This window comes from Deltaproteobacteria bacterium, from assembly GCA_021737785.1.
In the GTDB taxonomy this organism is placed as follows: domain Bacteria; phylum Desulfobacterota; class DSM-4660; order Desulfatiglandales; family Desulfatiglandaceae; genus AUK324.
Genome location: JAIPDI010000003.1, coordinates 59,943 through 80,696, shown reverse-complemented (window position 1 = coordinate 80,696; position 20,754 = coordinate 59,943). Strand labels below are relative to the sequence as shown.

Genomic DNA, 20,754 nt, shown 5'->3' with positions numbered 1-20,754 from the left:
CATTATGTTTGAAAAAGAATCAGCCATTGCAGGGGAGGCCGCACGGGCGGCCGGGGAGATCTTGATGCGTATGCTGGGAGATGCCCATCACATTGTGAAGAAAGGGGAGATCGATCTGGTCACCGAGGCAGACCTTGCGGCCGAGAAGCGGGTCCTGGAGATCGTCGGTCGGAATTTTCCCGGTGACGCTATCTTGGCGGAGGAGACGGGAAGGCAGAATGCGGAAGGGGTCAGGACCTGGCTCATCGATCCGCTGGACGGTACCACCAACTATGCCCATGGCTTTCCCTTTTTTGCCGTATCCATCGCCCTTGAAGTGGAAAACGAAGGGGTGTTGGGAATTGTTTACAATCCCTGCATGAATGAATTTTTCGAGGCCGCAAAAGGTAAGGGGGCCCGCCTGAACGGTGAGCCGCTCCGGGTTTCCGAAATTGCCAGTTTTCAGGATTCCCTCCTCGCCACCGGGTTTCCCTATGACGTCCACCAAAGACCCGAACAGGTGATGGACCTGTTTGAAGGGATGCTTGTGAGGGCGCAGGGGATCCGGCGACTCGGTTCGGCTGCGTTGGACCTGTGTTACGTGGCCGCGGGCAGATTGGAGGGATTCTGGGAACAGGACCTCAAACCCTGGGACACGGCGGCCGGGGAGATCATCGTGAGAGAGGCCGGGGGGAGGGTGACCACCTTTGCCGGGAAACCCTATACCCCCTACCTGGAGAGTGTACTGGCCTCCAACGGTCTCATCCATGATGACATGCTGGAGGTGGTTAAGGGGTGGCAGATGGAACCCGAAAGTCGGAATGCGGAACGCGGAAGCGGGAGGTCAGAAGACAGAAGAGAGGGGTCGGAGGACACGGAGGACAAAGGCCAGGGGATGAAAAGCGGGGAGGGTGGGATGATCAGGAGGGTTGGATGAGAAGGGCCTCAACCTGCTCGGGCCGCAACCCTTGGATCCGGATTGTTTTTGCCCGGGATCGTTCTCCCGAGATAATTTGGATCTTTGCCTTGGGAAGACCCAAACGTTTGGCAAGGAGTGTTGTCAGGGCCTTATTTGCCTTCCCCTCGATGGCCGGTGCAGTCAGCTTTATCCTGTAGACGTCATTTTGCTTCCCCACGATTTCATTTCTGGAGGATCGGGGCAGGACCCTGATTGAAAGGGTGGTTTGGGAGGCAACTTCCAAAATGTCGGAGGTCTCCCCGTCATCCGAGTCGGGCTGCCATTTCCGCCAGGCTCCGGACCAGAAAGGATTGAATAAAGATGATGGCCAGAATGACAAGGATGGGGGAGAGATCTATACCCCCCAGATTTATGGGGAGTCTCCTCCGTATCTGGTACAGGACCGGCTCGGTCACCGATGTCAGGAAACGGACAATAGGGTTATAGGGATCCGGATTGACCCACGAGATCACTGCCCGTGCGATAATGATCCACATATAAAGGGTCAGGCCGATATCAATGATTTTAGCCACAGCGGTCAGGAAATTACCGATAACAAACATGAAACAAATCCCTCCTCAGAATTCTCTCACCCGTTACGATAGCGCCCACAGAGTTCATGGAGATAAACTTGATGCCCATGTGAAAAGACTTTTGCGAGATCATCAGACTTTGTTTGCTTTCAAACCCCTCTGTGCCTCTGTGAACTCTGTGAGAGATCATTCAGTTCAAATGCCGTCAGGATGCCGTGGCATTTGCAGGCCGTCCCCAGTATCCACATCCCGGCGCCATCGGTTAAGACCCTTTTTGCCGTTTCCCTCAGGTCCCCGGCCTTGTATCCCCCCAATCCCGGGGCAAGCTGATGACTGCGTATAATATGCACCCGGAAGGGAGGGAGTTGGAGATTTTTCAGGAGGGCATACAGGGGCTGTTCACGCTTTTCTCCTGTTACGGTGCAATACACAGGTTCCGGGCAGTCATCCGGGCAGAGGAAATCAGCATAACTGATCAGGGTCGATCCCTCGCTTGCAGGGTACGCATGAGGGAGCGGAGGATTCGTTTCGGGGACGGGTACCTTTCTTGTTTCCATGTCCTCTGGGAGATAGCGTACCAGCCATTCATAGGCAAGGTGTACCGGAAGCGCAGGGACAACGGTGTTCGCATCTTTCAGGTAATGGAAGTTGTCCAACAGAAACTGAATCCCGTCGCCTTGGATTTTTTCTACCCTCAGGTCCCCTATGCTTGAGAGCCCTTTCTCATCCGGATCTACAACGAAAACAGGGACATCGGATCGTTGCCGGATAAGGCGTGCGGCCCTGGCCCCGAAGTGGCCGGCGCCTATAATGAAAACAGCTTTTTCATCTATCGGGTCCAGGTCAATATCCATTCCTTCGCCTTGCGCATTTTATCCTGGGCCTCACTCCTCATGCCTTGTGCCTTACACCTCACGCCTAAAATTGTGTCAGAGCAGGAAATAAGCCGGGTTCTGTTCCCCGAAGGGGTCACCCTCCTTCGGGGCGATGACCATTCATCTAGGCTCGGCGTTGCCGTCGAGTTCGAGCGACCTACCCGGGAACTCGGGCGGACCACCCTCCAATGTTCCCCTATTTGGTCTTGCTCCAGGTGGGGTTTGCCAAGCCCCCGCCGTCACCGGCGGGGCTGGTGAGCTCTTACCTCGCCCTTTCACCCTTACCCTGTCAGACCACAAAGCGGCTGACCGGGCGGTTTCCTTTCTGTTGCACTTTCCTTCCCGTCGCCGGGACTGGGTGTTACCCAGCACCTTGTCCTCTGGAGCCCGGACTTTCCTCCCCCTTTGCCCGCAGGCAGGGCAGCGGTCATCTGTCCTGCTCTGACACGTGTTTTAAGTGCCTAAAATGCCTAAAGTGATCTAAAGTGACTAAAGTTGATGCATTCGTAAAAAGTCGTCACCCCGTTGAAGAACGGGGTCCAGAGTTTTCATAAGCGCTTGAGAACACTGGATTCCGGCTTTCGCCGGAATGACGGAAAGAGAGCATCTTCGACTTTTACGAGACCATCAACTTTAGGCATTTTAGGCACTTTAGTTCACTTTAGCTCACTTTCTTTATCCTGGTACTGCCCATCATCGCCCCAATAGATAATCCGGGTACAATTCGGGCAGGTCATGAGCTTGTCCCCCCGAATCAGTTCATTAAATTCCTGGGGCGGGATCCGGATGTGGCATGTCTGGCAGACGCCCTGAATGACCGGGCTGACGGCAATGCCTCCCTTACGTTCCCTGATCATATCGTATCTTTTTAACAGGGCGATGTCAACGGCGCGGGAGACCGCGAACCTATCCTGGTCGAGGGCGTTAAGGTCCCGGTCCAGTGCCTTGAGCGATTGGGTGACCGCATCACGATCCATTATAAACTGCCGCTTCATTTCCGCGGCCTGTTCCCTGCTGGCGGCGCACTTGGCTTCGAGGGCCTCCAACTGCTCCATCATCTCAATGGCCCTATCTTCCAAAATAAATTTGGCCTTTTTCAAATCGTCAATTTCCTTCAGAGCGGCCTGATACTCCTTGTTGGATTTTATACTGGAAAGTTTTATATCGGCTTTTTTCAGTCGATGTTCGGCATCCTCAATACTCTTCTCTGTTTCGCGCCGGTCACGGGTGAATTCTTCCACCTGGCGCGTCGCTTCTGCCAACTGGGTTTCCACGTCGTTTAAGCGCTGTTCAAGCCTCTGGATTCTTTTAGGCCCCTCCTCTTTACGGGCCCTAATATGCCCCATTCGGGAATCGAAATCCTGGAGCGTAATCAGAAATTTTACCATTTCTTTCAATTTATTACCTCGCTTAACAGTTTAACCTGTTCAGGTTCGGAAGGAAGATCCTACATTTATCACGAATATCCGTATTGTTCTGTGCCTTATGGTAATCTTCACATGGGCGATATTCCGCCCCGCGGTCATCATCCTCCATCACATATCCGGAGAGGATCTCCCTCCCCCTCATCTATTTCGACTACGGTTTCCCAGCCTTTTGACCTCAACAGGGTTTCCAGATTCCCGGCAAAAAGGTTGAACGCCGTCTTTTCCGAACAGAAATGGCCTGCATCTATAAGAGCGATTCCCAATGCCTCGGCCTCCAGGGCAACATGGTGGCCAATGTCGCCGGTCAAGAGAAGATCAGCACTCCTTTCATAGGCCAGACCCACGAGACTTCCGCCCGATCCCCCCACGACGGCAATGCGACGGATCAGAAGGTCCGGTGCTCCAACCACCCGTATGTCTGCCGTTCCCATCACCTTCCTGACGGCCTCTGCCACGGCGGACAGGCTGGTGGGACCGGGCAGATCCCCGATCCGTCCCAACCCCGCGCCATCGGCCGTGTCAACCGGTTTCAGGACCTCCATATCCGTCAGATCCAGCAGCCCGGCCAGGATATCGTTGATGCCTCCCGGGGCTGCATCCAGATTTGTGTGTGCAGCCACGACGGCAATCCCCCGCCTGGCAGCTTCTGCAATGATATTACCCGGAAAGACATCTGTCTGAAGTCGTGATAAAGGTTTGAAGATCAGGGGATGATGGGTGAACAGGAGCTGCGCACCGGCCTTTGAGGCAGACATCAGGGCCTTGAGGGTGGGATCCAGGGATGAGAAAATCTTATGGATTTCCTGGTTGGGAGAACCTATTTGAAGACCCGGATTATCCCATGGTTCGGCCCATCGGGCCGAGGCCACGGTTTCCAGCACATTCAAGAAATCCTTCAGTTTGAGTACCATTTCAAAAAGTGTCGATCATTCCCTCAGGGAAGACCCCTCCCTGCTGATGCACAGGCCAATAATTGGAAAGGGCGTATCCTTTACGAATACGCCCTTTACAGCAAGGTCACTTCCGGTATGTCGGAAATATTTTGAGTAATGTTAGCAGTCGCAAGATTTGTTCCGTTAGTTACCACGAAGCGGGTCCCCGGCTTTCGCGGCAGGGTTCAATCATTGATCCGCCGCAGCCTCGCTTCAACACGAGGGCTGCGCCAGGACACTTAAATAATTTCTGGGGTGAAATCATGGTGGGCCCACCTGGTCTCGAACCAGGGACCTACCGGTTATGAGCCGGTGGCTCTGCCAGCTGAGCTATGGGCCCTAAAAATTCCCAGTTACTGGGCGATACAATGCGCATCCTATAGAAATTTGTCAAGGGAAAATATCCCCTGCGGGTTTTCTGCGGGCCTCAGTTATCTATAAAACTTTTCAGCTTTCTGCTTCTGCTGGGGTGCCTCAGCTTTCTAAGGGCCTTGGCCTCTATCTGCCGGATACGCTCCCGGGTTACACTGAAATCACGGCCCACCTCTTCCAGGGTATGATCCGCCTTCTCGCCGATACCGAATCTCATTCTGAGAACCTTTTCCTCTCTGGGCGTCAGGGTGGTCAGCACCTTTCTGGTCTGTTCGGCCAAGCCGAAGTTGACGACTGCATCACCGGGAGAGAGAACATTCTTATCTTCAATGAAATCACCTAAATGGCTGTCTTCCTCTTCACCGATGGGGGTCTCCAGCGAGATCGGCTCTTTAGCGATTTTCAGTACCTTTCGCACCTTTTCAAGGGGAAATTCCATTTTTTCGGCGATTTCTTCGGAGGTCGGCTCCCGACCGTGTTCCTGCACCAGATATCTCGATGTCCGCATGAGTTTGTTGATCGTTTCAATCATGTGCACGGGGATGCGGATCGTGCGGGCCTGATCCGCTATGGCGCGTGTAATCGCCTGTCTGATCCACCAGGTCGCATAGGTACTGAATTTGTATCCCCGCTGGTATTCGAATTTGTCCACGGCCTTCATCAGACCGATATTCCCTTCCTGGATGAGATCCAGAAACATGAGTCCCCTGTTGGTATATTTTTTGGCAATGCTGACGACCAGCCTCAAATTGGCCTGAATAAGTTCTGATTTGGCTCTATTGGCCATCTCCAGGCTTTTCTCGACCTTCTGGAGTTTCAGCTTAATCTGGCGGGGGGTCATATCCGTTCGTTCCTTGGCCTGTCGGATCGTTCGCTGGGCCTTTTCCGCTTTGGTCTTCAAGGCCGTGATGTCACTCTTTGTCAGACCGATGGGGGTGATGATCTGGTCATCCTTGGCGGATTTCGGAATTTTGGCCAGACATCGTTTCAGATAGGATATCGGCCTCCCGCCTGCCCGCAACATGCATTCTTCCAATCGTCTTTCGGATTCCCCGACCTCTGCCGCCAAGGCCCTGAGTTTTGCTATCATATTCTGTATCTGTCGATCTTCCATACTGAAGGAATTGACCAGCTTCATAATCTCCTTCTGATCCTGTTTGATCTGTGCGGCAAGCTCCTTCTTAATGTTTTCAGCGCACCCGGTCTTGGCTCTTTCACGCCTTTTCAGGCACATCCCTTCATTTAATGCCCTGATTTGATCGATCAGATTAATGACGGATTCCTTTTTTTCACCTATCAGCATATAGCTGTCGTCTTCTTCCAGGTCATTAATCACATCTTTTAATTTTACTTCGCCTTCATTCAGTTTTTCACCCAGCTCAATAATGTGCTCTACGCCCACGCCACAAAGAAGAAGCGTCTCCAGTGCCTTTTTTTCTCCTTCTTCAATTCGTTTGGCGATCTCCACCTCGCCCTCCCGCGTGAGAAGAGAGATCCGTCCCATTTCCTTCAGATACATCTTGACAGGATCTGATACACGAGATGAGGCGTCTGTGAGGTCAATAGCCGCATCATCGACCTTTTCTTCCTCTTCCAACTCCCTTTTCTTGGCACCGTCGGCCTTTTCGATCTTCTTTTTGGCAGCTTCGTCAATGACCATGATGTCCAACTCTTCGAACATCATCATGAGCTCGTCAATGTGCTCCTCAGAGGATACGAAATCTTCAGAAAGGTCATCATTCAGCTCTTCAAAGGTAATATACCCCTTATTTTTTCCGTTATCGATCAACCGCTTTAAATTGATCATATCGGCATTCTTATCCATTATCGTACCTCCGAGTCCGGATGAACCGGGATAGTGAATTTTGAATCGTAACCATGACTATATGGGTTCCTCTTATCCACCACGTAACATCTTGGCCCTGATCCCAAGGCGGGCCAACAGCCGCAACCAAAAAGGTATGGGTGCAAATCCCGGTAATTTTTGAGCGGTTAAGGCACCAACTCCTCCGCATCATGCAGGGAAGTTATAAACCGCTATGAAACGGGATTCCACCTTTTCGGGGATTGGTCAATCCGTCTTTTCCAGGATAAGGCGTGGCCGCGGTCTTGTGGGTCAGTGGCTCCGCGCCTCCCGTGCCTTCAGTTGCAGCAGACGGTTCAATGTCTCCGGATCCCCTCCGGCTGTCTTGATGGAACTCGTCAGCTTTTTCTGTCGCACCTTTTCCGCGATCTCCCGGACCGCCTGGTTCACCTCCTGATCTGAATAAATCGAGTCGGCCACCAGGGCTTCTCTGAGCCGGATGCGGACTTCCTCGCTTTCCAGGCTCTCTTCCAGGTGTTCAGGGGAAAACCGGCCTTCCTGCCGGTATTTTTCGAAAATTCGTTTAACGATCTGCAATGTTGTTGCGTCCGACAGGAGCTTCATGCAGTCAGTGTCCAGCAGTCCGGTGACGGCTACGGGATGATGCACGAGGAGGTTGAGCAACTGAACATCTCCGATTCGTTGTTTTGCCTGGGATGCGGCCACCCGCTCCTTGAGATTTTTTTGAAGTCCGCCTTCTGAAAGCCCTTTGGCGACAGCCCTCAACTCGGATAGAATCACATCTTCCTTGATTCCGATCCGCTCTGACAGGCGTCCGGCGTAGAGGGAACGTTGTGCGCTGTTCCGGAGCAGGGCAAGGACCGGCAGAATCTCCTTCAGGACAGTGACTTTCCCCTCTATATCGCTCCCCCCCAGGGTTAATTTCTGATCAAGGAAAAAATCAAACATGGGGGCGGCCTTTTCAATGAGCGCCAAAAACGCGGACAGGCCGTTCTTGTTTACAAAACTGTCCGGATCGTGCCCGTGGGGCAGGACAACCGCTCTGGCAGGGAGGCCTTCATTCAAAAAAAGGGGGAGACTTCTCAAGGCAGCGATTCTGCCTGCCTCATCAGAATCAAAGACCACGATCGCCTCCCTGGCATACCCCTTGATCTTCCGGATATGGTCATGGGTCAGGGCCGTTCCGAGAGTGGCCACCACCTCCTCGAGGCCGTGATTTCTCAGGGCCAGCAGATCCATATACCCCTCGACAATCACCGTTACGCCCTTCTGACGGATCGCCTTGTAAGAGGCATGCAGTCCATAGGGGAACTCTCCCTTGTGAAAGAGAAGGGTTTCTGGCGTGTTCAGGTATTTGGGCAGGGCATCGTTCAGGACTCTCCCGCCGAAACCGACAACCTGACCTCTTTGATTGAAAATGGGGAACATTACCCGTCCCCTGAATCGGTCGTAGTATCCTCCTCCTTTTTTGGGGATGATCAGACCCGCCTGAACAGCCCTTTCCAGATCAATCCGGCGGTGCTTCAAATAAAGCGTGAGCCCGTCCCATGTATCAGGGGCGTAACCCAGTCGGAATTCCGATATGATTTGTGTTGAAAGCGCCCGCTTTTTCAAATATTCAGCCGCCGGGTTCCCTCTCTCCGCCTGGCCCAATGCTTCCTGAAAATATTGCATGGCCATCTGATTGATTTTAAACAGGGCCTCCCGGAGTCGCGTCCTTTTTTTCTCTTCTTCAGAGGAAAATGTCTCCACGATCGTTATGTTATATCTCTCGGCAAGGTCCTTTAGCGTCTCGGGAAAGGTCATCCCATGATATTCCATCCAGAAGGCGAAGACATCGCCTCCCTTCTTGCATCCGAAACAGTGAAACATCTGCCTGTCCGGGCTGACCGTGAAAGAAGGAGCCTTTTCAGCATGAAACGGGCATAGCCCCATGAAATTCTTCCCGGCCTTCTTGAGCTGAACATACTGGCCGATAACCTGTACGATATCAGCCGCCCTCTTTATTTCTTCTTTGGCCGATGGGTTATCTGACATGGGAAGTGCCTAAAGTGCCTAAAGTGCCTAAGTGAGCTAAAGTGACGAAAGTCTCATCTGGCGGCATGTGTCTATCTGCCTATCCGATTTCTGCAACGGTTACGCCATCGCCTCCCGATCGAGGATCGGCGCTGTTAACGGTTTTGATAAAAGGCAATCCCCTCAGGTGATCTCGAATCGCTCCCCTCAGCCGTCCTGTTCCGTACCCGTGGATGATGGTGAGGCTCAATTTGCCTTCCACCAATGCGCGGTCCACGGCTTTTTCGATGAGGGGTATGGCCTCATCGACGCGGTACCCGACCACATTTAATTCTCCCGATTTCAGGCCGCCCGATGGTGATTTTTCCGAAGGCCGTCCCTTGAACGTCCAGTTGACGGAGCAAGGCGTGTTATCGGAGTGAATTCCTTTTGGTTTCGCCACCACCTGAAGGTCCCGGGTATCCGCAGATATCTTGACAGCCCCTAGCATGACAGAGGCGCGGTCACCGGATGGGTCCACCGACTGAACCACCCCTTGTTGCTTCAGTTTGATATGAAAGACGCTCTGACCCTCCTTCAATCCATCAGACATCGGGGATGCGGGGATATTTTCTGAGGATTCAAAATGCGCCGTCAATTCCTGCCCCACAGCTTCAAACCGCTTGGTTACATCGGCCTGAACCAGCCGTTTCTTCCTCTTCAGGAGATTGATGGCCTCTTTGAGTTCTTCCCTGGCCGACCTTATGGCCGTGTCCGCCTCTGTCCGATACGTCTCCATCTCGGCCTGTTTTTCCAATTCCAACCGGGCCAGCCGTGCTCTTATGTCCTCGGCCGCTGATTGATGCGCCTGCTTGGCGTCTTCGGCCTCTTGCCGCTCTGCCTCGACCCGTGTGAGCAGACGATGCATCTTCTCGATAAGTCGGTTCAGTTGCACTTCATCCTGTTCCAGATATCCCCGGGCCTTTTCGAGTATGTGCATCGGCATCCCCAGATCGCGTGCTGTTTCCAAGGCGTGACTGATGCCCGGCGATCCGTATCGGAGCCTGAAGGTGGGCCGATTGCACTGCGCATCAAACTCAACCGCGGCATTGAGCACCCGCCGGTTCAGCAATCCATAGGCCTTTAGCCGGTTGAGGTGCGTGGCCAGGGCCACAAACACCCCCTTTTGGGAGAGCTCGTCAAGCACGGCCATGGTGAGCGCCGCTCCCTCGTTCGGATCTGTTCCCATCCCCGGTTCGTCGATGATGACCAGACTCTTCGGGTCAGCAAGTCCCATGATCTCCTTCAGGTGCGCTGCGTGGGCCGAGAAGGTGCTCTGGCCGGTCTGGATATCTTGGTCGTCCCCGATATCAGCCACGCAATGATGGAAAACAGGGAGGCAACTTCCTTCGGCTGCCGGGATATGGATCCCTGACTGCGTCATGAGGGTCATCAGACCCAGGGTCTTGAGGGTCACGGTTTTTCCTCCCCGGTTGGGTCCTGACACGATGAGGAGATTCCGATCCGGTTCCAAGCAAATATCAACAGCGACAGGCCCGTACGCTTTCTCCCTTTTTTCGCTTCGGCATAATGCCAGCAGGATCGGGTTCTTGGCTTCCTTGAGCCGGATTCCCCGTGCGTCTTCTATTTCGGGTGGCACGCACGAAAAGTCTTCAGCGTATCTGGCCCTGGCGTACAGGCCATCGAGTCTGGCGATCAGGCCCTGAGCATGGATGATTTCAGGGGTGGCATCCCTCACCGCCAATGTCAGACCCACCAGTATGCGATGCTCCTCTGCCCTTTCTTCCAGCACCAGTTCAGTCGACCGGTTGTTGTCCGAGATCACCTCCATCGGTTCCACAAAGCAGGTGGCTTTAGTCCTGGAGTAGTCATGGACAATACCGCCAAACAGGGATTTCTGATCGCTTCTAACGGAAATGACATATCTCCCATCCCTGACCGTTACCAGATGCGCATCGCTGTTTCGGCCTATGCCTTTGGCCTTCCGGATGTCATCGAGCTTTTTTTCCAGATGGGATCGTTGTCTGCGCCGTTCATGTCGGATCTTCGCCAGCAGGGGAGTCGCACTATCCTTGATATCGCCGTTTGGTGCGACCGCTTCTCTTAACTTCCTGGCCAGCGGTTGAAGATCAGGCATGTCATCGATGATGGCGGTCACTCCCGGGTAAAAGGACCTCTCGGACCGGAGAAACCCTCTGACGGTCTGGCCTGATTCGGCAAGCCGCAACACCGTTAAAAGCTCCTCAGCCTCCAGATGCGCCCCTTCGACCCTGGATCTCGCAAGGAGCGGCATCAGGTCAGTAAGATCGGAAAAAGTGAGAAATCCTCTTGTCTTTAAAAGGAGCCTTGCTTCTGAAACGAGGCTCAACTCGCGTATGATCTTCTTTGTATCCTTCGACGGGGAAAGGGAGAGACATTCTGAGCGCCCCAGCAGACAAGAGGCGTAGCGGGACATGATTTCCAACAGGCGATAATATCCGAGAACCTGGTACGTATGTTCGATCATGCAGGCGCTATCAACAGGTGCACCCTTTTAGGCGCGTTGGTCTTGCATTCATGACCAATGAAAGGCATTTGGTCTTGGAAAACACTCGAAAAAATTACTCGTTACTGTCCCGCGGAGGATGCGGTCAGAAGTTTTTTGGCGATTTTACTCACTTCCTCACCCGGTGCCAGTCCTGCCATCCTGGTCATGGCTACTTTCATGACCTTCCCCATGTCCCTGGGACCTTCAGCAGACAGCTCTGAAATGATCTCTCGCACATTCGCTTCAATTTGCTCCGGAGCCAATTGCTGTGGCAAGTACCCATACAGGATCTCAATCTCTCTTTCTTCCTTAACGGCCAGGTCTTCACGATTTCCGCTCCTGAATTCCCTTGCGGCCTCTTTCCCTTTTCGTATGGTGGATGAGATGACGGATTGGATCTCCTCCTCGTTCAATTCACGCCCCTTTTCCACCTGTAAATTCTTCAACGCGGTCTTGAGCATCCTTAGACAAGAAAGCCGAAGGCTGTCTTTCGTCTTCATGGCCTGCTTAAGATCTTCGCCGATGGTCTGATTTAGAGACATATCTATCCCAAGGATACGGATTGTGGGCTGAAAACAAGGAAACTTTTTATTATATAGCAAATTTTGGAAATGTCAATGCTCAAGTCTGATTTCGCGGTGTTATTGCTTTTCGTCGCACACCCTGATGGCCTCGGACAGGTCCAGGCTCCCATCATACAGGGCCCGGCCTGTGATCATCCCTGTAACGCCATGTGCTTTCAGGGGCAATATCTCCAGGACATCGGCAAGCCCGGAGATTCCCCCGGACGCAATAACCGGGATATGGGTAGATCTTGCCAGATCTTCGGTGGCGGCTACATTGCACCCGGTCCTCATGCCGTCCCGGTTGATATCCGTATAGATGATGGCGGATATACCGGCATCTTCAAACTGCTCGGCAAGTTCTACAGGTTTCTGGCCGGTTTCCTCTGTCCACGCCTCCACTGCAACAACACCATCTTTGGCGTCGATTCCCAGAATGATCTGTCCGGGATATGCTCGGCATGCACGGCGTACGAACTCCGGGTCTTTGCAGGCCACCGTACCCAGAATCACATACCGAAGTCCCAGCTCGATGTAGGCGTCCAAGACGACCATGTCCCTCACGCCACCTCCCAACTCCACCGGTATGGGCACCGCCTCTACAATCCGTTTGATGACTTCCGTGTTGACCGGCTTTCCCTCAACCGCGCCATCCAAGTCTACGATATGAAGCCTACGGGCTCCGCACGCATGCCATCGGATCGCCATTTCCTCTGGAATATCCGAAAAAACGGTCTCATCCGACATCCGTCCCTGCTTGAGTCTGACGCAACGGCCGCCCTTGAGATCTATTGCCGGAATAATCAGCACCGCCCTAATCCTTTCCTTTCGCCTCGGCCGGATCCCCGGGCATCGCGCCAAGAAGATGCTCCAATCCAAATTCCGACAACTCTCTGGCGGTCAGCCACCGGCCGCCGCTCTTGACATATGTATCCAGGTCAAAAAGGTTTTCGAATAGCGATTTCTGGGACTTGTCATAATTGCCGCGCCAGAGGATCACGCCATCCGACGGCCTCACAAGAGAGATATCAAATGCCACGGAGGCAGGGGTTTCAACCCCGTAATCGGTCCCCACGCGTTCCTGCCAGCGGTATACGTGCCCGATCAGCACGGCATCGGCCTCAAAGGTGTTGCCCACCTGCCGTATCATCTCCATCGGATGGATGCCCAATTTTGTATCTGACTCCATGATGCTTTCGACCACCCCTTGGGCTTGTCCCGGCGGAATGAAATGCCGGTTCTTGTCCTGGATCAATCTCTCGAAAAGCTGACCGGTCAACCAGTCAACCACCTCTTCGGGAACCGGCCAGGACATGAAGGAGGTGCCCGTTATGGGATTTCGGACCAGCTCAGGCGCTTCTGCGTTGGTGATAGCGGCCCGGAATCCGACAACAACAACGGTCTGCATGGCCGACCCGGAGAGGGATTGAGAAGACAGGTTTAGACGCTTGTCGCTCTGGCAACCGGCAATGGCCAAGAGAGTGAACAGCGACAGGAGTGGCAACCCATATCGTAGGCAGGTGACACGAAGGTTCGTGGCCATCAAGTCCCCTTTCGCTACAGAACACCTTTGGTGGAAGGCAAATTCCCTCTCAGACGGGTTTCGATTCCAACGGCCTGATCCAGTGCCCTGCCGAAGGCCTTGAAGATGGCCTCTGAAACATGGTGAGGCTCGTCCCCTGACAAGAGATCAATATGGAGGGTCAGCCCTGCATGGGTTACGAGGGCCCGGAAAAATTCCTTGATGAGACCTGTGTCAAATGTACCTGTAGTGGTTTTCTCGAGACTTACCCGAAAGGCCAGCAACGGCCGGTTCGAAATATCGATGACTACCCTGGCCAGAACATCATCCATCGGAATGGTTGCTTCACCGTAACGCCGGATTCCTCGCTTATCACCCAATGATGTCTTGAGTGCCATCCCAAGGGTGATGCCCAGATCTTCCATGGTGTGGTGGTCGTCAATCTCCCTATCTCCCCTGGCCTTGAGTTCCATTTCCAGGAAACCGTGGGCCGACATCAGATCCAGCATGTGGTCCATGAAAGGAATTCCTGTATCCACCCTGGAAGGAGCGCCGCTATCAAGGTTAAGGCGCAGGAAAATTTCAGTTTCCTTTGTTTTTCTCTCTATTGTTGCTTCTCGATTCATCGGGAACCGCATCTTGACAAGGGGTATGGACTATGAGACCCGGCCGCAATTTCAACCATAAAAAAAGATGGTGGAGATGAGGGGATTCGAACCCCTGACCTGTACGTTGCGAACGTACCGCTCTCCCAACTGAGCTACACCCCCACATCACATGCCTTGCCGCGTCCCGAGCCGTCCAGAGGATTCGGTGGCGGTGGCGGATCAAACAATAACCTTTTTATTATATATATCGGATATGCAAAATCAATCTTTTTTTCTCATTAATTTCATTGGATGGACTTCGACAAAAAGCATCATCCCCATTATAAGAACTTCTCTCAAGATAACTCTGGAAAAGCTTAAGTCAAATTCACCTCTGTGGTCTTAAACCCTATGCCTGGACCCCTGTTGGGCGGGATTCCCGCTGGGCATCACAGGTTTCTTGTTCCCGGCGGGAGAAATAGATCCCACGACCGCCCGGAATACTCCTGGGCTTTGCGTCATGCCGTTTAATTGAGGCTATCCGTAAAGATGGTCCTCACTATATTTTCCAAATGAAAAAAGGACTCAGGCGATATCACCCAAGTCCTTGATATAACTGGCGCGCCCAGCAAGATTCGAACTTGCGACCTACGGATTCGTAGTTATAGAAGATGTTTCGTGATCTCAATAAGTTAAGGCATTTAGGGTGCTGGATTCCAACGGATGTTGACGGACTATCCGGGGATTCTGCACCCCCACTGCACCTTGGAGGATGTTTCCATATCGGCATAAAACTTTCAAAAAACTTTGCCAGAAAGTATAATAAAAAAGATGGGTTACATTATTTTTTCTATTGACAACTCGCTAAAGAAGTGTTAAAGTTCTTTTCAAGTCGCACAATTAAACCAATAATCTAACAATAACACTCTAAATCTAAAAATGAGCCTGCCAGAGCTCATTGGGTTTCCGAGACGCTGCGGCGAAAGGTAGTCTAAAGTCAGCGTGGGGCCACCTGGCACAATCGCTCCGTTTGTTGCGGGAGAGGTATTTCCTTCAACAGGCGGAGCGTTTTTTTTGGCCTAAACATTTTAACTCCAAAGAGCTGTTTTTCAAAGTAGTGTCTTTCGGGCTTAAGCTTTTTATTTGGGGAGGCAGACATGAAAGGGGTCACACCATTGCGCTTGCGGCTACTCGAAACGGGGGTCACGCAGAAAGAGTTATCCGAGCGGAGTAATATTCATCCGACGACAGTTTCCATGATTTGCAGTGGACGCTTAAATCCTGATGGCAATCAGCGGAGTTTGATTGCGAAGGCATTGCGAGTGAAAGAGATCGAGCTTTTTGAGGCGGCTTGACAAATGGAAAAGGCCCCTGATCTGGGCGGAACAGGGGCTACCCATGGCACGACAGATCGTGGACCTCAAAGGATTATCTCAAGCCCTGCCACTTACGGCTCACCAGGTCTATAAGCTGGTGCGGAATCCGGTTCACCCGCTCCCGCACCGCAAAGCCGGGAAACGCCTTCTATTCGATCTGGAACAGGTTTTCAAGTGGTTCGATGAGCTGCCGGGGGCAGGTGGGATGAGCGAGAAATAATTAATTTAACCGGGACAAGGCGTGGCTACCAAAAGTGACAAAGTGTGGATTTTAAGCCGCATGATTAAGGGTAAGGCTTTTAGAAGCTTATCGCGCTGGGCTCTCCTTACTCTCATGGACCTTTTCGACAAACGAGTATTTCAAGAGGTTAAGCGGTCGGGCCGGGCATCAGGTTGGATTATTAAGAATAACGGGGAAATCGTATACCCGTATTCTGAGGCCGAGCGTTGGGGGATCAGCCGGAAGCATTTTCGGGATGCTATCGACGAACTGATTGAGAAAGGTTTTTTGAAAATCAACCATCAGGGCGGCGGGGGGCACAAGGGCGATGTGACGACATACTTTCTACGAGACGAATGGGAGAATTATGGAACAAGCAAATTCAACCCCATTAACGGGCGCAAACCAGATAAACGCCTTTTCAAGGGGTGGGCTTCTCATTGGAATAACCCGGTGAAAAAAGCTGCACTACTCAAGAAACAAGAAGCTGCCCGGCTTAAGAAACAGAAAAATCGTAAGTGTTGATTTCGATACTCAAAAGGTACGTTCCGAGTGTTCATTTCGATACTAGAACTCGAAATTTGAGGGTAAAAACCGAGTATTAAAATCGATACTCAAAACCTGTGGAAAAACGAATCTAACAGGCTGAAACCTAAAAGAAAACAGGCGATATCTAAAAGGGGTAAAAACCGAGTATTAAAATCGATACCATCCTAAGGATAGCCACAGGGGTATGGGGATCCGGGGGATGGGGAACATGGTCTGAAGTTGGTCTATGAGGGCCATGCAGACTGCGGCGGCCCGATTTGGGTGTGCCCGGAGTCCCGGCCGGGCGGGTGAGGGTGGGTAAAAGTTGAGGCTTGAACATGGGACGTTTTGAAATCCAAAACACGACTTGGGACATCTGTCCTGGGTGCGGGTCCTACCGGGGCCAGTTACCATGACCCGGAGTGCAAAACTTTACAGCTGAAGGAGAACCGGCAACATGAGCGTGACCCATACGATCAAAACGAAGGACGGACACCGCAAAGTTTTATTGACCCCAGTGAAAGCGATCAGGCTCAAATGTCTCGAATGTTCAGCATGGTCAGAGAAAGAGGTCAGGGAGTGCCTTTGCATTGACTGCCCATGCTGGCCCTATCGGATGGGCCGAAGACCGGGGGATTGAAAAAATCATGGGGGCTATCTCAGGTTTTTTCACCAAGAAAATGAAATTAGAGCGTATCCCGGGATGTAATCAAGTGGGGTTCGGTAAACAATCCGCCAGGATTCAGACCATTTTATGGTGAGCATTCGGAAAATCATGAAAACAGGAAAGAAAAATGGAAACAGTCCACAAGGTCTTGAAAGTGTAGGAATTTACAACAGTAAGTTAACAGGTGTTAATGACATTGCAGAAATGCAATGGTTAGTGGTGACGGCCTCAATTATGGCCAGGCCAGGAGGTAAAAGCATATGACCCCCCAGCGCTGCGCTTCAGAGTTGGCAAAGATGTTGTCCCGGTTTGCCAAGGCTAAGGCTCTGCCTGAAAACTGGACCCCCAACGACTTTGTGAGCCTGGTTGCCGAGTACAAAAATCTTGTGGCCGAAATTAAAGAAGGCTCGGCCAAAGAAGAGGATTCTGTAAAAGGGGGACCCCTCTCGGCGGAGCAGGTCAAGGCATGGATTCGAAAACATGGGATACCGGGTGCCTATGAGTCCATGGTCGAAGGTGCAAAGGCAGCCGACGCAGCGGCCCGGAAGGGCCTGAAGGCTGACAAAAAACTTTGAGATAAAATGATCATCCCTGATTCACTCATAGAGCAAGGCATATCCTTAAATGACAAATACCTCGATCTCAGAGGTTTGAGTCAGTACGCATCATTGGGGGTAAGCACGATCAGGGATCACGTTAAGCGGGCTGGCTTACCTGCCTATAAGTTGGGGGGCAAGATCTTGATTCGTAAATCAGAGTTCGACAAGTGGATGCGGGACTATCGCCTGCACAAAGACAAGGACATCAACAGTCTTGTGGATAGCGTGATGGCTGACCTTAAAGACTGATACGGATATAATATCCGAAGGTCACTATGGATAAGTAGTTGTGAACACAATGGAAGGTGAAGCGGTGATAGAGTAGGGTGCAAGGAAGGTGCACATCAGATGTATAAACATGAGGACATGAAGGACATCACCACCATGGCGACATGGGGCACACACACATAGTCAAGGGCATGTGGCATACAATATCAACACCATGACCACCACACCACACCACTTGAGAGGACATCAAGGACAACACACACAAGGGCATTGGGCGGGGGCCATGCAGTGAGTGAAGGACATCATAACCAACACCAACACCACCAAGGACATGAGGACTAGGGACATGACACCCACACAACAACGAAGGACATCAATCATCAACAACAACCATGAGGACATGGGGACACCACGAGGGCAACACACAATGAGGACACACAGTGAGCCGGCGACAACGAAGGAATAAGTCGGGAGTCAGGATCAAACCCAGGGGGCGCGGGCGCCCCCCCACTGTGGCGTTACTCCGCACTGTCAATGTCAGGGCGTACTTTAGCAGGAAGTATCACACCCCCCCTGCTTCCATCTGCGGACGGGGGGGCGGTATAGCTGAAACTGGGTACTGACCATAATCCCGCCCGGAAAATTCTGCTTAAGGAGGATCGGAATTTGACATCTGAAGCATATCGGCAACAGGGCATTGTTGAAATGGCCCATGGCAAGGTTCGTGACAAAACAGGCCGGACGTATTACCCGAAAAAGGCAAGGAGCCCTTTACAGGCAGTCAAACTGTTTTGTCGTGAGTGCATGGGGCTGGACCGAACCAAACCAGGCAGGCTTGAGAACGTGGAGCTTGTGAGGGATTGTTGCGACCCAATGTGTCCGCTGTTCGACTTCAGGATGGGCAAGAATCCGTTTTTACGGAAGGCACTGACCGAGGGCCAGAAACAGGCGGTTGCGGAACGGCTGAATCTTGCCCGTGGAGCCCATAAGAGATGGGGCGCACAAAATTCTAACGCAGTCTAAGCGGTGGGGCCGTACATTGGGCGCCACAAATATAAACCCAAATCCCCACGGGGGAAATCAAACACACCAAAGATCTTGAAATTTTTTTGACGAAAGGAGAATAGGCGATGGACAAAGTTGAATTGGAAGAACGGATTAAAGTGCTTGAGGCCGCTTATGCAAAGAGAGCCAAACCGGACCCCGAGGCCGAGGCCCGGAAGCAGCAGGAGGCCGAGGATGAGCGAAACGTGAAGGACATGCTTGCCTTGGCTGATGGGACTGATGAGGAACGACGCGACGTGTGGCGAGGCCATGAGGCCGCGAAACTTTCGCCGCAAGATGCGAAGTCAGCCTTCAAACAGGACCTCGAAGACGAGGCCTGGGCGTCCGACATGGCAGGTCATGCCCGGACGCGGGGAGGTCGATAATGCGAACTGCGAGCGAAATTCAAAGCGATATCGAAAATCTGACTTCCCAGATAAAAAGTGTGGAAGATGAGATTGCCGAGAAGAGGGCATCCTTGACCGAACAAAAATCAACCAACGCGAAATTGTTTGCCGCGAATGTCTCGAAGGCAAGGCGCCCGGTGAGCCTCCAAACGCAAATCGAGAAGATCAGGTCGGCGGAAATCGAACTTGGTCAGCTTTCGGCGGCGCTCGATATTTTGCGCGGACAGCTGTCAGAGCTGGAAACAGAGCATCATGTGGCGAGCCTCAAGACGGATCTGGACACGTATTGGCCATGCAGTGAGACGTACCTTGGTAAGGCGGCCGAGATCCTCGCTGAAATCCAGGCGATTGTTTCCTCAATGGACCGGATCACACGGGGCATCAAGGATTTTACGAAACTTCAGGATCCTCTTGTAATCTTGCAACGGGTTTTTTCAAAAATCGAAGATCCGCAGCAATGGGAGATGTTGGGCTTTTCCTTAAATGGCGAGGTTCCCCGATATCGATTTTTTAATGACCTCATGGCTGCTGAGCGAAAAATCAAAAACCTGCCACGACTTCTGGGAAAATATTCCGATTTGTGGCAGCGCATCGAGCTTGGCGGCCCAAATGTTGCGAGCAAGTTTCGATACTTGTCCGATATGATTCCACAAGAAGGCGCCGGCGCTGTGCGCGAGAGACAAGCAGGCCCCACAACCAAACTCACACGGGGGCGCTCGGACATCGAAAAACATCCGGAGAGATACAGCCCCGCGGATCTGGCAAAGGTCGGACTTAAAGCGAAGAAAACGCCCCCTCCGCCAGGGCAGGTTGTGAACATGGCGTAAAAACGAACACATGGCGAACCGCCCCGCTTCAGGGGCCACCTCCAGGAGGGCGGGGAACTCTGCCCCCGCCCTCCACCCCCAAATGATGAGACGGATCCATTGTGTACATTACTCCAAGTGTTTATTGAGGGCCTGCCAGAAGAAACGCGGGGCTTTCGATTGTGAAGGTTGCGACAAATATAGGCCTGAGATCCTAAGGCCAGGCGAACTTTATGAAGAGGCCTTGAACGCTGCCGAGCTGCTTTACCAAGTCTTTAGAAACCAGCATTGAAAAGTTCTTAGGGAGGCAAATCTATTATGGAAGAAGAAACGATGACCCTTAACAACTATGGCCTGTACGTTAATCCGGATGAACTCAAGAAACGCTCAAAAATTACAATATGGGGGCAGATGGTTATGAAAGACCGCACTATCGGCCCTTGGGTGCCAATTCTTGACATTCCAATCGACATGAAACTGATCAAGCAGAAGACGGCCCTAATCGGGACGTATATTTCTCTCGAAGTCGCTCTATAGGCGGACATAGTACATCTGCTTTTTGGTAAACGTCACAACCGTATCGCTGTTGATGTTCACATCTGTATCGAGAGGGGATAAATGTGTCATCCACAATAATCCCATTCAATCGGATGGTAACATCCTTTTCAAGGAGTTCACAGGAGACTATTTCTGATTTTTCTTTCTGCATGACAGATCCTTTCGGTAAGGTTGAGGAATGATTTCCAGGAATACATGTTAGGCG

The 20,754-nt window shown here is 52.2% G+C and carries 22 protein-coding genes, 2 tRNA genes and 1 other RNA gene; 10 read left to right on the top strand and 15 right to left on the bottom strand.

Annotation, left to right across the window (positions count from 1 at the left end; translation table 11 throughout):
- Nucleotides 1-4: 4 nt before the first annotated feature.
- A complete protein-coding gene (locus K9N21_02850) occupies nucleotides 5-916 on the top strand; it encodes an inositol monophosphatase (GenBank protein MCF8142836.1) in 912 nt (303 codons plus the stop codon).
- Here the strand turns inward: K9N21_02850 and K9N21_02845 are convergent.
- The 15 genes from K9N21_02845 to K9N21_02775 form a co-directional block, all read right to left on the bottom strand.
- Nucleotides 900-1,184, bottom strand: a complete 285-nt coding sequence (locus K9N21_02845) for a DUF167 domain-containing protein (protein MCF8142835.1) — start codon at nucleotides 1,182-1,184, stop codon at nucleotides 900-902. The genes K9N21_02850 and K9N21_02845 overlap by 17 nt on opposite strands.
- A gap of 16 nt (nucleotides 1,185-1,200) precedes the next feature.
- Nucleotides 1,201-1,500 carry a YggT family protein gene (locus K9N21_02840; GenBank protein MCF8142834.1) on the bottom strand — a complete coding sequence of 100 codons (300 nt, stop codon included), beginning with the start codon at nucleotides 1,498-1,500 and terminating at the stop codon, nucleotides 1,201-1,203.
- A gap of 119 nt (nucleotides 1,501-1,619) precedes the next feature.
- Nucleotides 1,620-2,324, bottom strand: coding sequence for an NAD-binding protein (locus K9N21_02835; GenBank protein ID MCF8142833.1), 705 nt, complete (start codon nucleotides 2,322-2,324; stop codon nucleotides 1,620-1,622).
- 73 nt (nucleotides 2,325-2,397) lie between these two features.
- Nucleotides 2,398-2,788: RNase P RNA component class A (rnpB, locus tag K9N21_02830), an RNA gene on the bottom strand.
- 213 nt (nucleotides 2,789-3,001) lie between these two features.
- Nucleotides 3,002-3,742 carry a hypothetical protein gene (locus K9N21_02825; protein ID MCF8142832.1) on the bottom strand — a complete coding sequence of 247 codons (741 nt, stop codon included), beginning with the start codon at nucleotides 3,740-3,742 and terminating at the stop codon, nucleotides 3,002-3,004.
- Between the two features lie 128 nt (nucleotides 3,743-3,870).
- On the bottom strand, nucleotides 3,871-4,683 hold the full coding sequence (locus tag K9N21_02820) for a Nif3-like dinuclear metal center hexameric protein (GenBank protein MCF8142831.1): 813 nt from the start codon (nucleotides 4,681-4,683) through the stop codon (nucleotides 3,871-3,873).
- A gap of 285 nt (nucleotides 4,684-4,968) precedes the next feature.
- A tRNA-Ile gene (locus K9N21_02815) sits at nucleotides 4,969-5,044 on the bottom strand.
- A gap of 87 nt (nucleotides 5,045-5,131) precedes the next feature.
- Nucleotides 5,132-6,904: an RNA polymerase sigma factor RpoD gene (gene rpoD, locus K9N21_02810; GenBank protein MCF8142830.1), complete on the bottom strand. Its 1,773-nt coding sequence runs from the start codon at nucleotides 6,902-6,904 to the stop codon at nucleotides 5,132-5,134.
- A gap of 288 nt (nucleotides 6,905-7,192) precedes the next feature.
- Nucleotides 7,193-8,938, bottom strand: coding sequence for a DNA primase (gene dnaG, locus K9N21_02805; GenBank protein ID MCF8142829.1), 1,746 nt, complete (start codon nucleotides 8,936-8,938; stop codon nucleotides 7,193-7,195).
- A 79-nt stretch (nucleotides 8,939-9,017) separates the two neighbouring features.
- Entirely contained in the window at nucleotides 9,018-11,423 is a 2,406-nt protein-coding gene (locus K9N21_02800) for a Smr/MutS family protein (protein ID MCF8142828.1), read from the bottom strand.
- A 101-nt stretch (nucleotides 11,424-11,524) separates the two neighbouring features.
- Nucleotides 11,525-11,986, bottom strand: a complete 462-nt coding sequence (locus K9N21_02795) for a GatB/YqeY domain-containing protein (GenBank protein ID MCF8142827.1) — start codon at nucleotides 11,984-11,986, stop codon at nucleotides 11,525-11,527.
- A gap of 99 nt (nucleotides 11,987-12,085) precedes the next feature.
- Nucleotides 12,086-12,817, bottom strand: a complete 732-nt coding sequence (gene hisA / locus K9N21_02790; GenBank protein ID MCF8142826.1) for a 1-(5-phosphoribosyl)-5-[(5-phosphoribosylamino)methylideneamino]imidazole-4-carboxamide isomerase — start codon at nucleotides 12,815-12,817, stop codon at nucleotides 12,086-12,088.
- 4 nt (nucleotides 12,818-12,821) lie between these two features.
- Entirely contained in the window at nucleotides 12,822-13,550 is a 729-nt protein-coding gene (locus K9N21_02785) for a hypothetical protein (GenBank protein ID MCF8142825.1), read from the bottom strand.
- Between the two features lie 14 nt (nucleotides 13,551-13,564).
- Entirely contained in the window at nucleotides 13,565-14,155 is a 591-nt protein-coding gene (gene hisB / locus K9N21_02780; GenBank protein MCF8142824.1) for an imidazoleglycerol-phosphate dehydratase HisB, read from the bottom strand.
- Nucleotides 14,156-14,223: 68 nt separating this feature from the next.
- Nucleotides 14,224-14,299: transfer RNA gene (locus tag K9N21_02775), tRNA-Ala, on the bottom strand.
- A 974-nt stretch (nucleotides 14,300-15,273) separates the two neighbouring features.
- Here K9N21_02775 and K9N21_02770 point away from each other — a divergent pair.
- The 9 genes from K9N21_02770 (at nucleotide 15,274) to K9N21_02730 (ending at nucleotide 20,528) form a co-directional block, all read left to right on the top strand.
- On the top strand, nucleotides 15,274-15,471 hold the full coding sequence (locus tag K9N21_02770; GenBank protein ID MCF8142823.1) for a helix-turn-helix domain-containing protein: 198 nt from the start codon (nucleotides 15,274-15,276) through the stop codon (nucleotides 15,469-15,471).
- A 43-nt stretch (nucleotides 15,472-15,514) separates the two neighbouring features.
- The gene (locus K9N21_02765; GenBank protein MCF8142822.1) at nucleotides 15,515-15,712 is read left to right on the top strand and encodes a hypothetical protein; all 198 of its coding nucleotides are present in this window, start codon (nucleotides 15,515-15,517) and stop codon (nucleotides 15,710-15,712) included.
- A gap of 21 nt (nucleotides 15,713-15,733) precedes the next feature.
- Nucleotides 15,734-16,237, top strand: coding sequence for a hypothetical protein (locus tag K9N21_02760; GenBank protein ID MCF8142821.1), 504 nt, complete (start codon nucleotides 15,734-15,736; stop codon nucleotides 16,235-16,237).
- A 778-nt stretch (nucleotides 16,238-17,015) separates the two neighbouring features.
- Nucleotides 17,016-17,171, top strand: coding sequence for a hypothetical protein (locus K9N21_02755; GenBank protein MCF8142820.1), 156 nt, complete (start codon nucleotides 17,016-17,018; stop codon nucleotides 17,169-17,171).
- Nucleotides 17,168-17,482: a hypothetical protein gene (locus K9N21_02750; GenBank protein MCF8142819.1), complete on the top strand. Its 315-nt coding sequence runs from the start codon at nucleotides 17,168-17,170 to the stop codon at nucleotides 17,480-17,482. The genes K9N21_02755 and K9N21_02750 overlap by 4 nt, the downstream gene beginning before the upstream one ends.
- Before the next feature lie 6 nt (nucleotides 17,483-17,488).
- The gene (locus K9N21_02745) at nucleotides 17,489-17,755 is read left to right on the top strand and encodes a helix-turn-helix domain-containing protein (GenBank protein ID MCF8142818.1); all 267 of its coding nucleotides are present in this window, start codon (nucleotides 17,489-17,491) and stop codon (nucleotides 17,753-17,755) included.
- 1,109 nt (nucleotides 17,756-18,864) lie between these two features.
- The gene (locus K9N21_02740; protein MCF8142817.1) at nucleotides 18,865-19,164 is read left to right on the top strand and encodes a hypothetical protein; all 300 of its coding nucleotides are present in this window, start codon (nucleotides 18,865-18,867) and stop codon (nucleotides 19,162-19,164) included.
- Nucleotides 19,164-20,012: a hypothetical protein gene (locus K9N21_02735; GenBank protein ID MCF8142816.1), complete on the top strand. Its 849-nt coding sequence runs from the start codon at nucleotides 19,164-19,166 to the stop codon at nucleotides 20,010-20,012. The genes K9N21_02740 and K9N21_02735 overlap by 1 nt, the downstream gene beginning before the upstream one ends.
- A 297-nt stretch (nucleotides 20,013-20,309) precedes the next feature.
- Nucleotides 20,310-20,528 (top strand): hypothetical protein, encoded by a 219-nt coding sequence (locus K9N21_02730; protein MCF8142815.1) that lies wholly within the window; start codon nucleotides 20,310-20,312, stop codon nucleotides 20,526-20,528.
- Nucleotides 20,529-20,754 lie beyond the last annotated feature (226 nt).

Excerpts from the sequence above, each read along its gene's own strand:
- K9N21_02755 (MCF8142820.1), top strand. The coding sequence starts at position 17,016 with ATGAAAACAGGAAAGAAAAATGGAAACAGTCCACAAGGTCTTGAAAGT.
- K9N21_02840 (MCF8142834.1), bottom strand. The coding sequence starts at position 1,500 with ATGTTTGTTATCGGTAATTTCCTGACCGCTGTGGCTAAAATCATTGAT.
- K9N21_02735 (MCF8142816.1), top strand. The coding sequence starts at position 19,164 with ATGCGAACTGCGAGCGAAATTCAAAGCGATATCGAAAATCTGACTTCC.
- hisB (MCF8142824.1), bottom strand. The coding sequence starts at position 14,155 with ATGAATCGAGAAGCAACAATAGAGAGAAAAACAAAGGAAACTGAAATT.
- K9N21_02765 (MCF8142822.1), top strand. The coding sequence starts at position 15,515 with ATGGCACGACAGATCGTGGACCTCAAAGGATTATCTCAAGCCCTGCCA.
- K9N21_02730 (MCF8142815.1), top strand. The coding sequence starts at position 20,310 with ATGGAAGAAGAAACGATGACCCTTAACAACTATGGCCTGTACGTTAAT.
- K9N21_02850 (MCF8142836.1), top strand. The coding sequence starts at position 5 with ATGTTTGAAAAAGAATCAGCCATTGCAGGGGAGGCCGCACGGGCGGCC.
- dnaG (MCF8142829.1), bottom strand. The coding sequence starts at position 8,938 with ATGTCAGATAACCCATCGGCCAAAGAAGAAATAAAGAGGGCGGCTGAT.
- K9N21_02820 (MCF8142831.1), bottom strand. The coding sequence starts at position 4,683 with ATGGTACTCAAACTGAAGGATTTCTTGAATGTGCTGGAAACCGTGGCC.
- K9N21_02745 (MCF8142818.1), top strand. The coding sequence starts at position 17,489 with ATGATCATCCCTGATTCACTCATAGAGCAAGGCATATCCTTAAATGAC.
- K9N21_02750 (MCF8142819.1), top strand. The coding sequence starts at position 17,168 with ATGACCCCCCAGCGCTGCGCTTCAGAGTTGGCAAAGATGTTGTCCCGG.
- K9N21_02800 (MCF8142828.1), bottom strand. The coding sequence starts at position 11,423 with ATGATCGAACATACGTACCAGGTTCTCGGATATTATCGCCTGTTGGAA.
- K9N21_02785 (MCF8142825.1), bottom strand. The coding sequence starts at position 13,550 with ATGGCCACGAACCTTCGTGTCACCTGCCTACGATATGGGTTGCCACTC.
- K9N21_02835 (MCF8142833.1), bottom strand. The coding sequence starts at position 2,324 with ATGGATATTGACCTGGACCCGATAGATGAAAAAGCTGTTTTCATTATA.
- K9N21_02770 (MCF8142823.1), top strand. The coding sequence starts at position 15,274 with ATGAAAGGGGTCACACCATTGCGCTTGCGGCTACTCGAAACGGGGGTC.
- K9N21_02740 (MCF8142817.1), top strand. The coding sequence starts at position 18,865 with ATGGACAAAGTTGAATTGGAAGAACGGATTAAAGTGCTTGAGGCCGCT.
- K9N21_02795 (MCF8142827.1), bottom strand. The coding sequence starts at position 11,986 with ATGTCTCTAAATCAGACCATCGGCGAAGATCTTAAGCAGGCCATGAAG.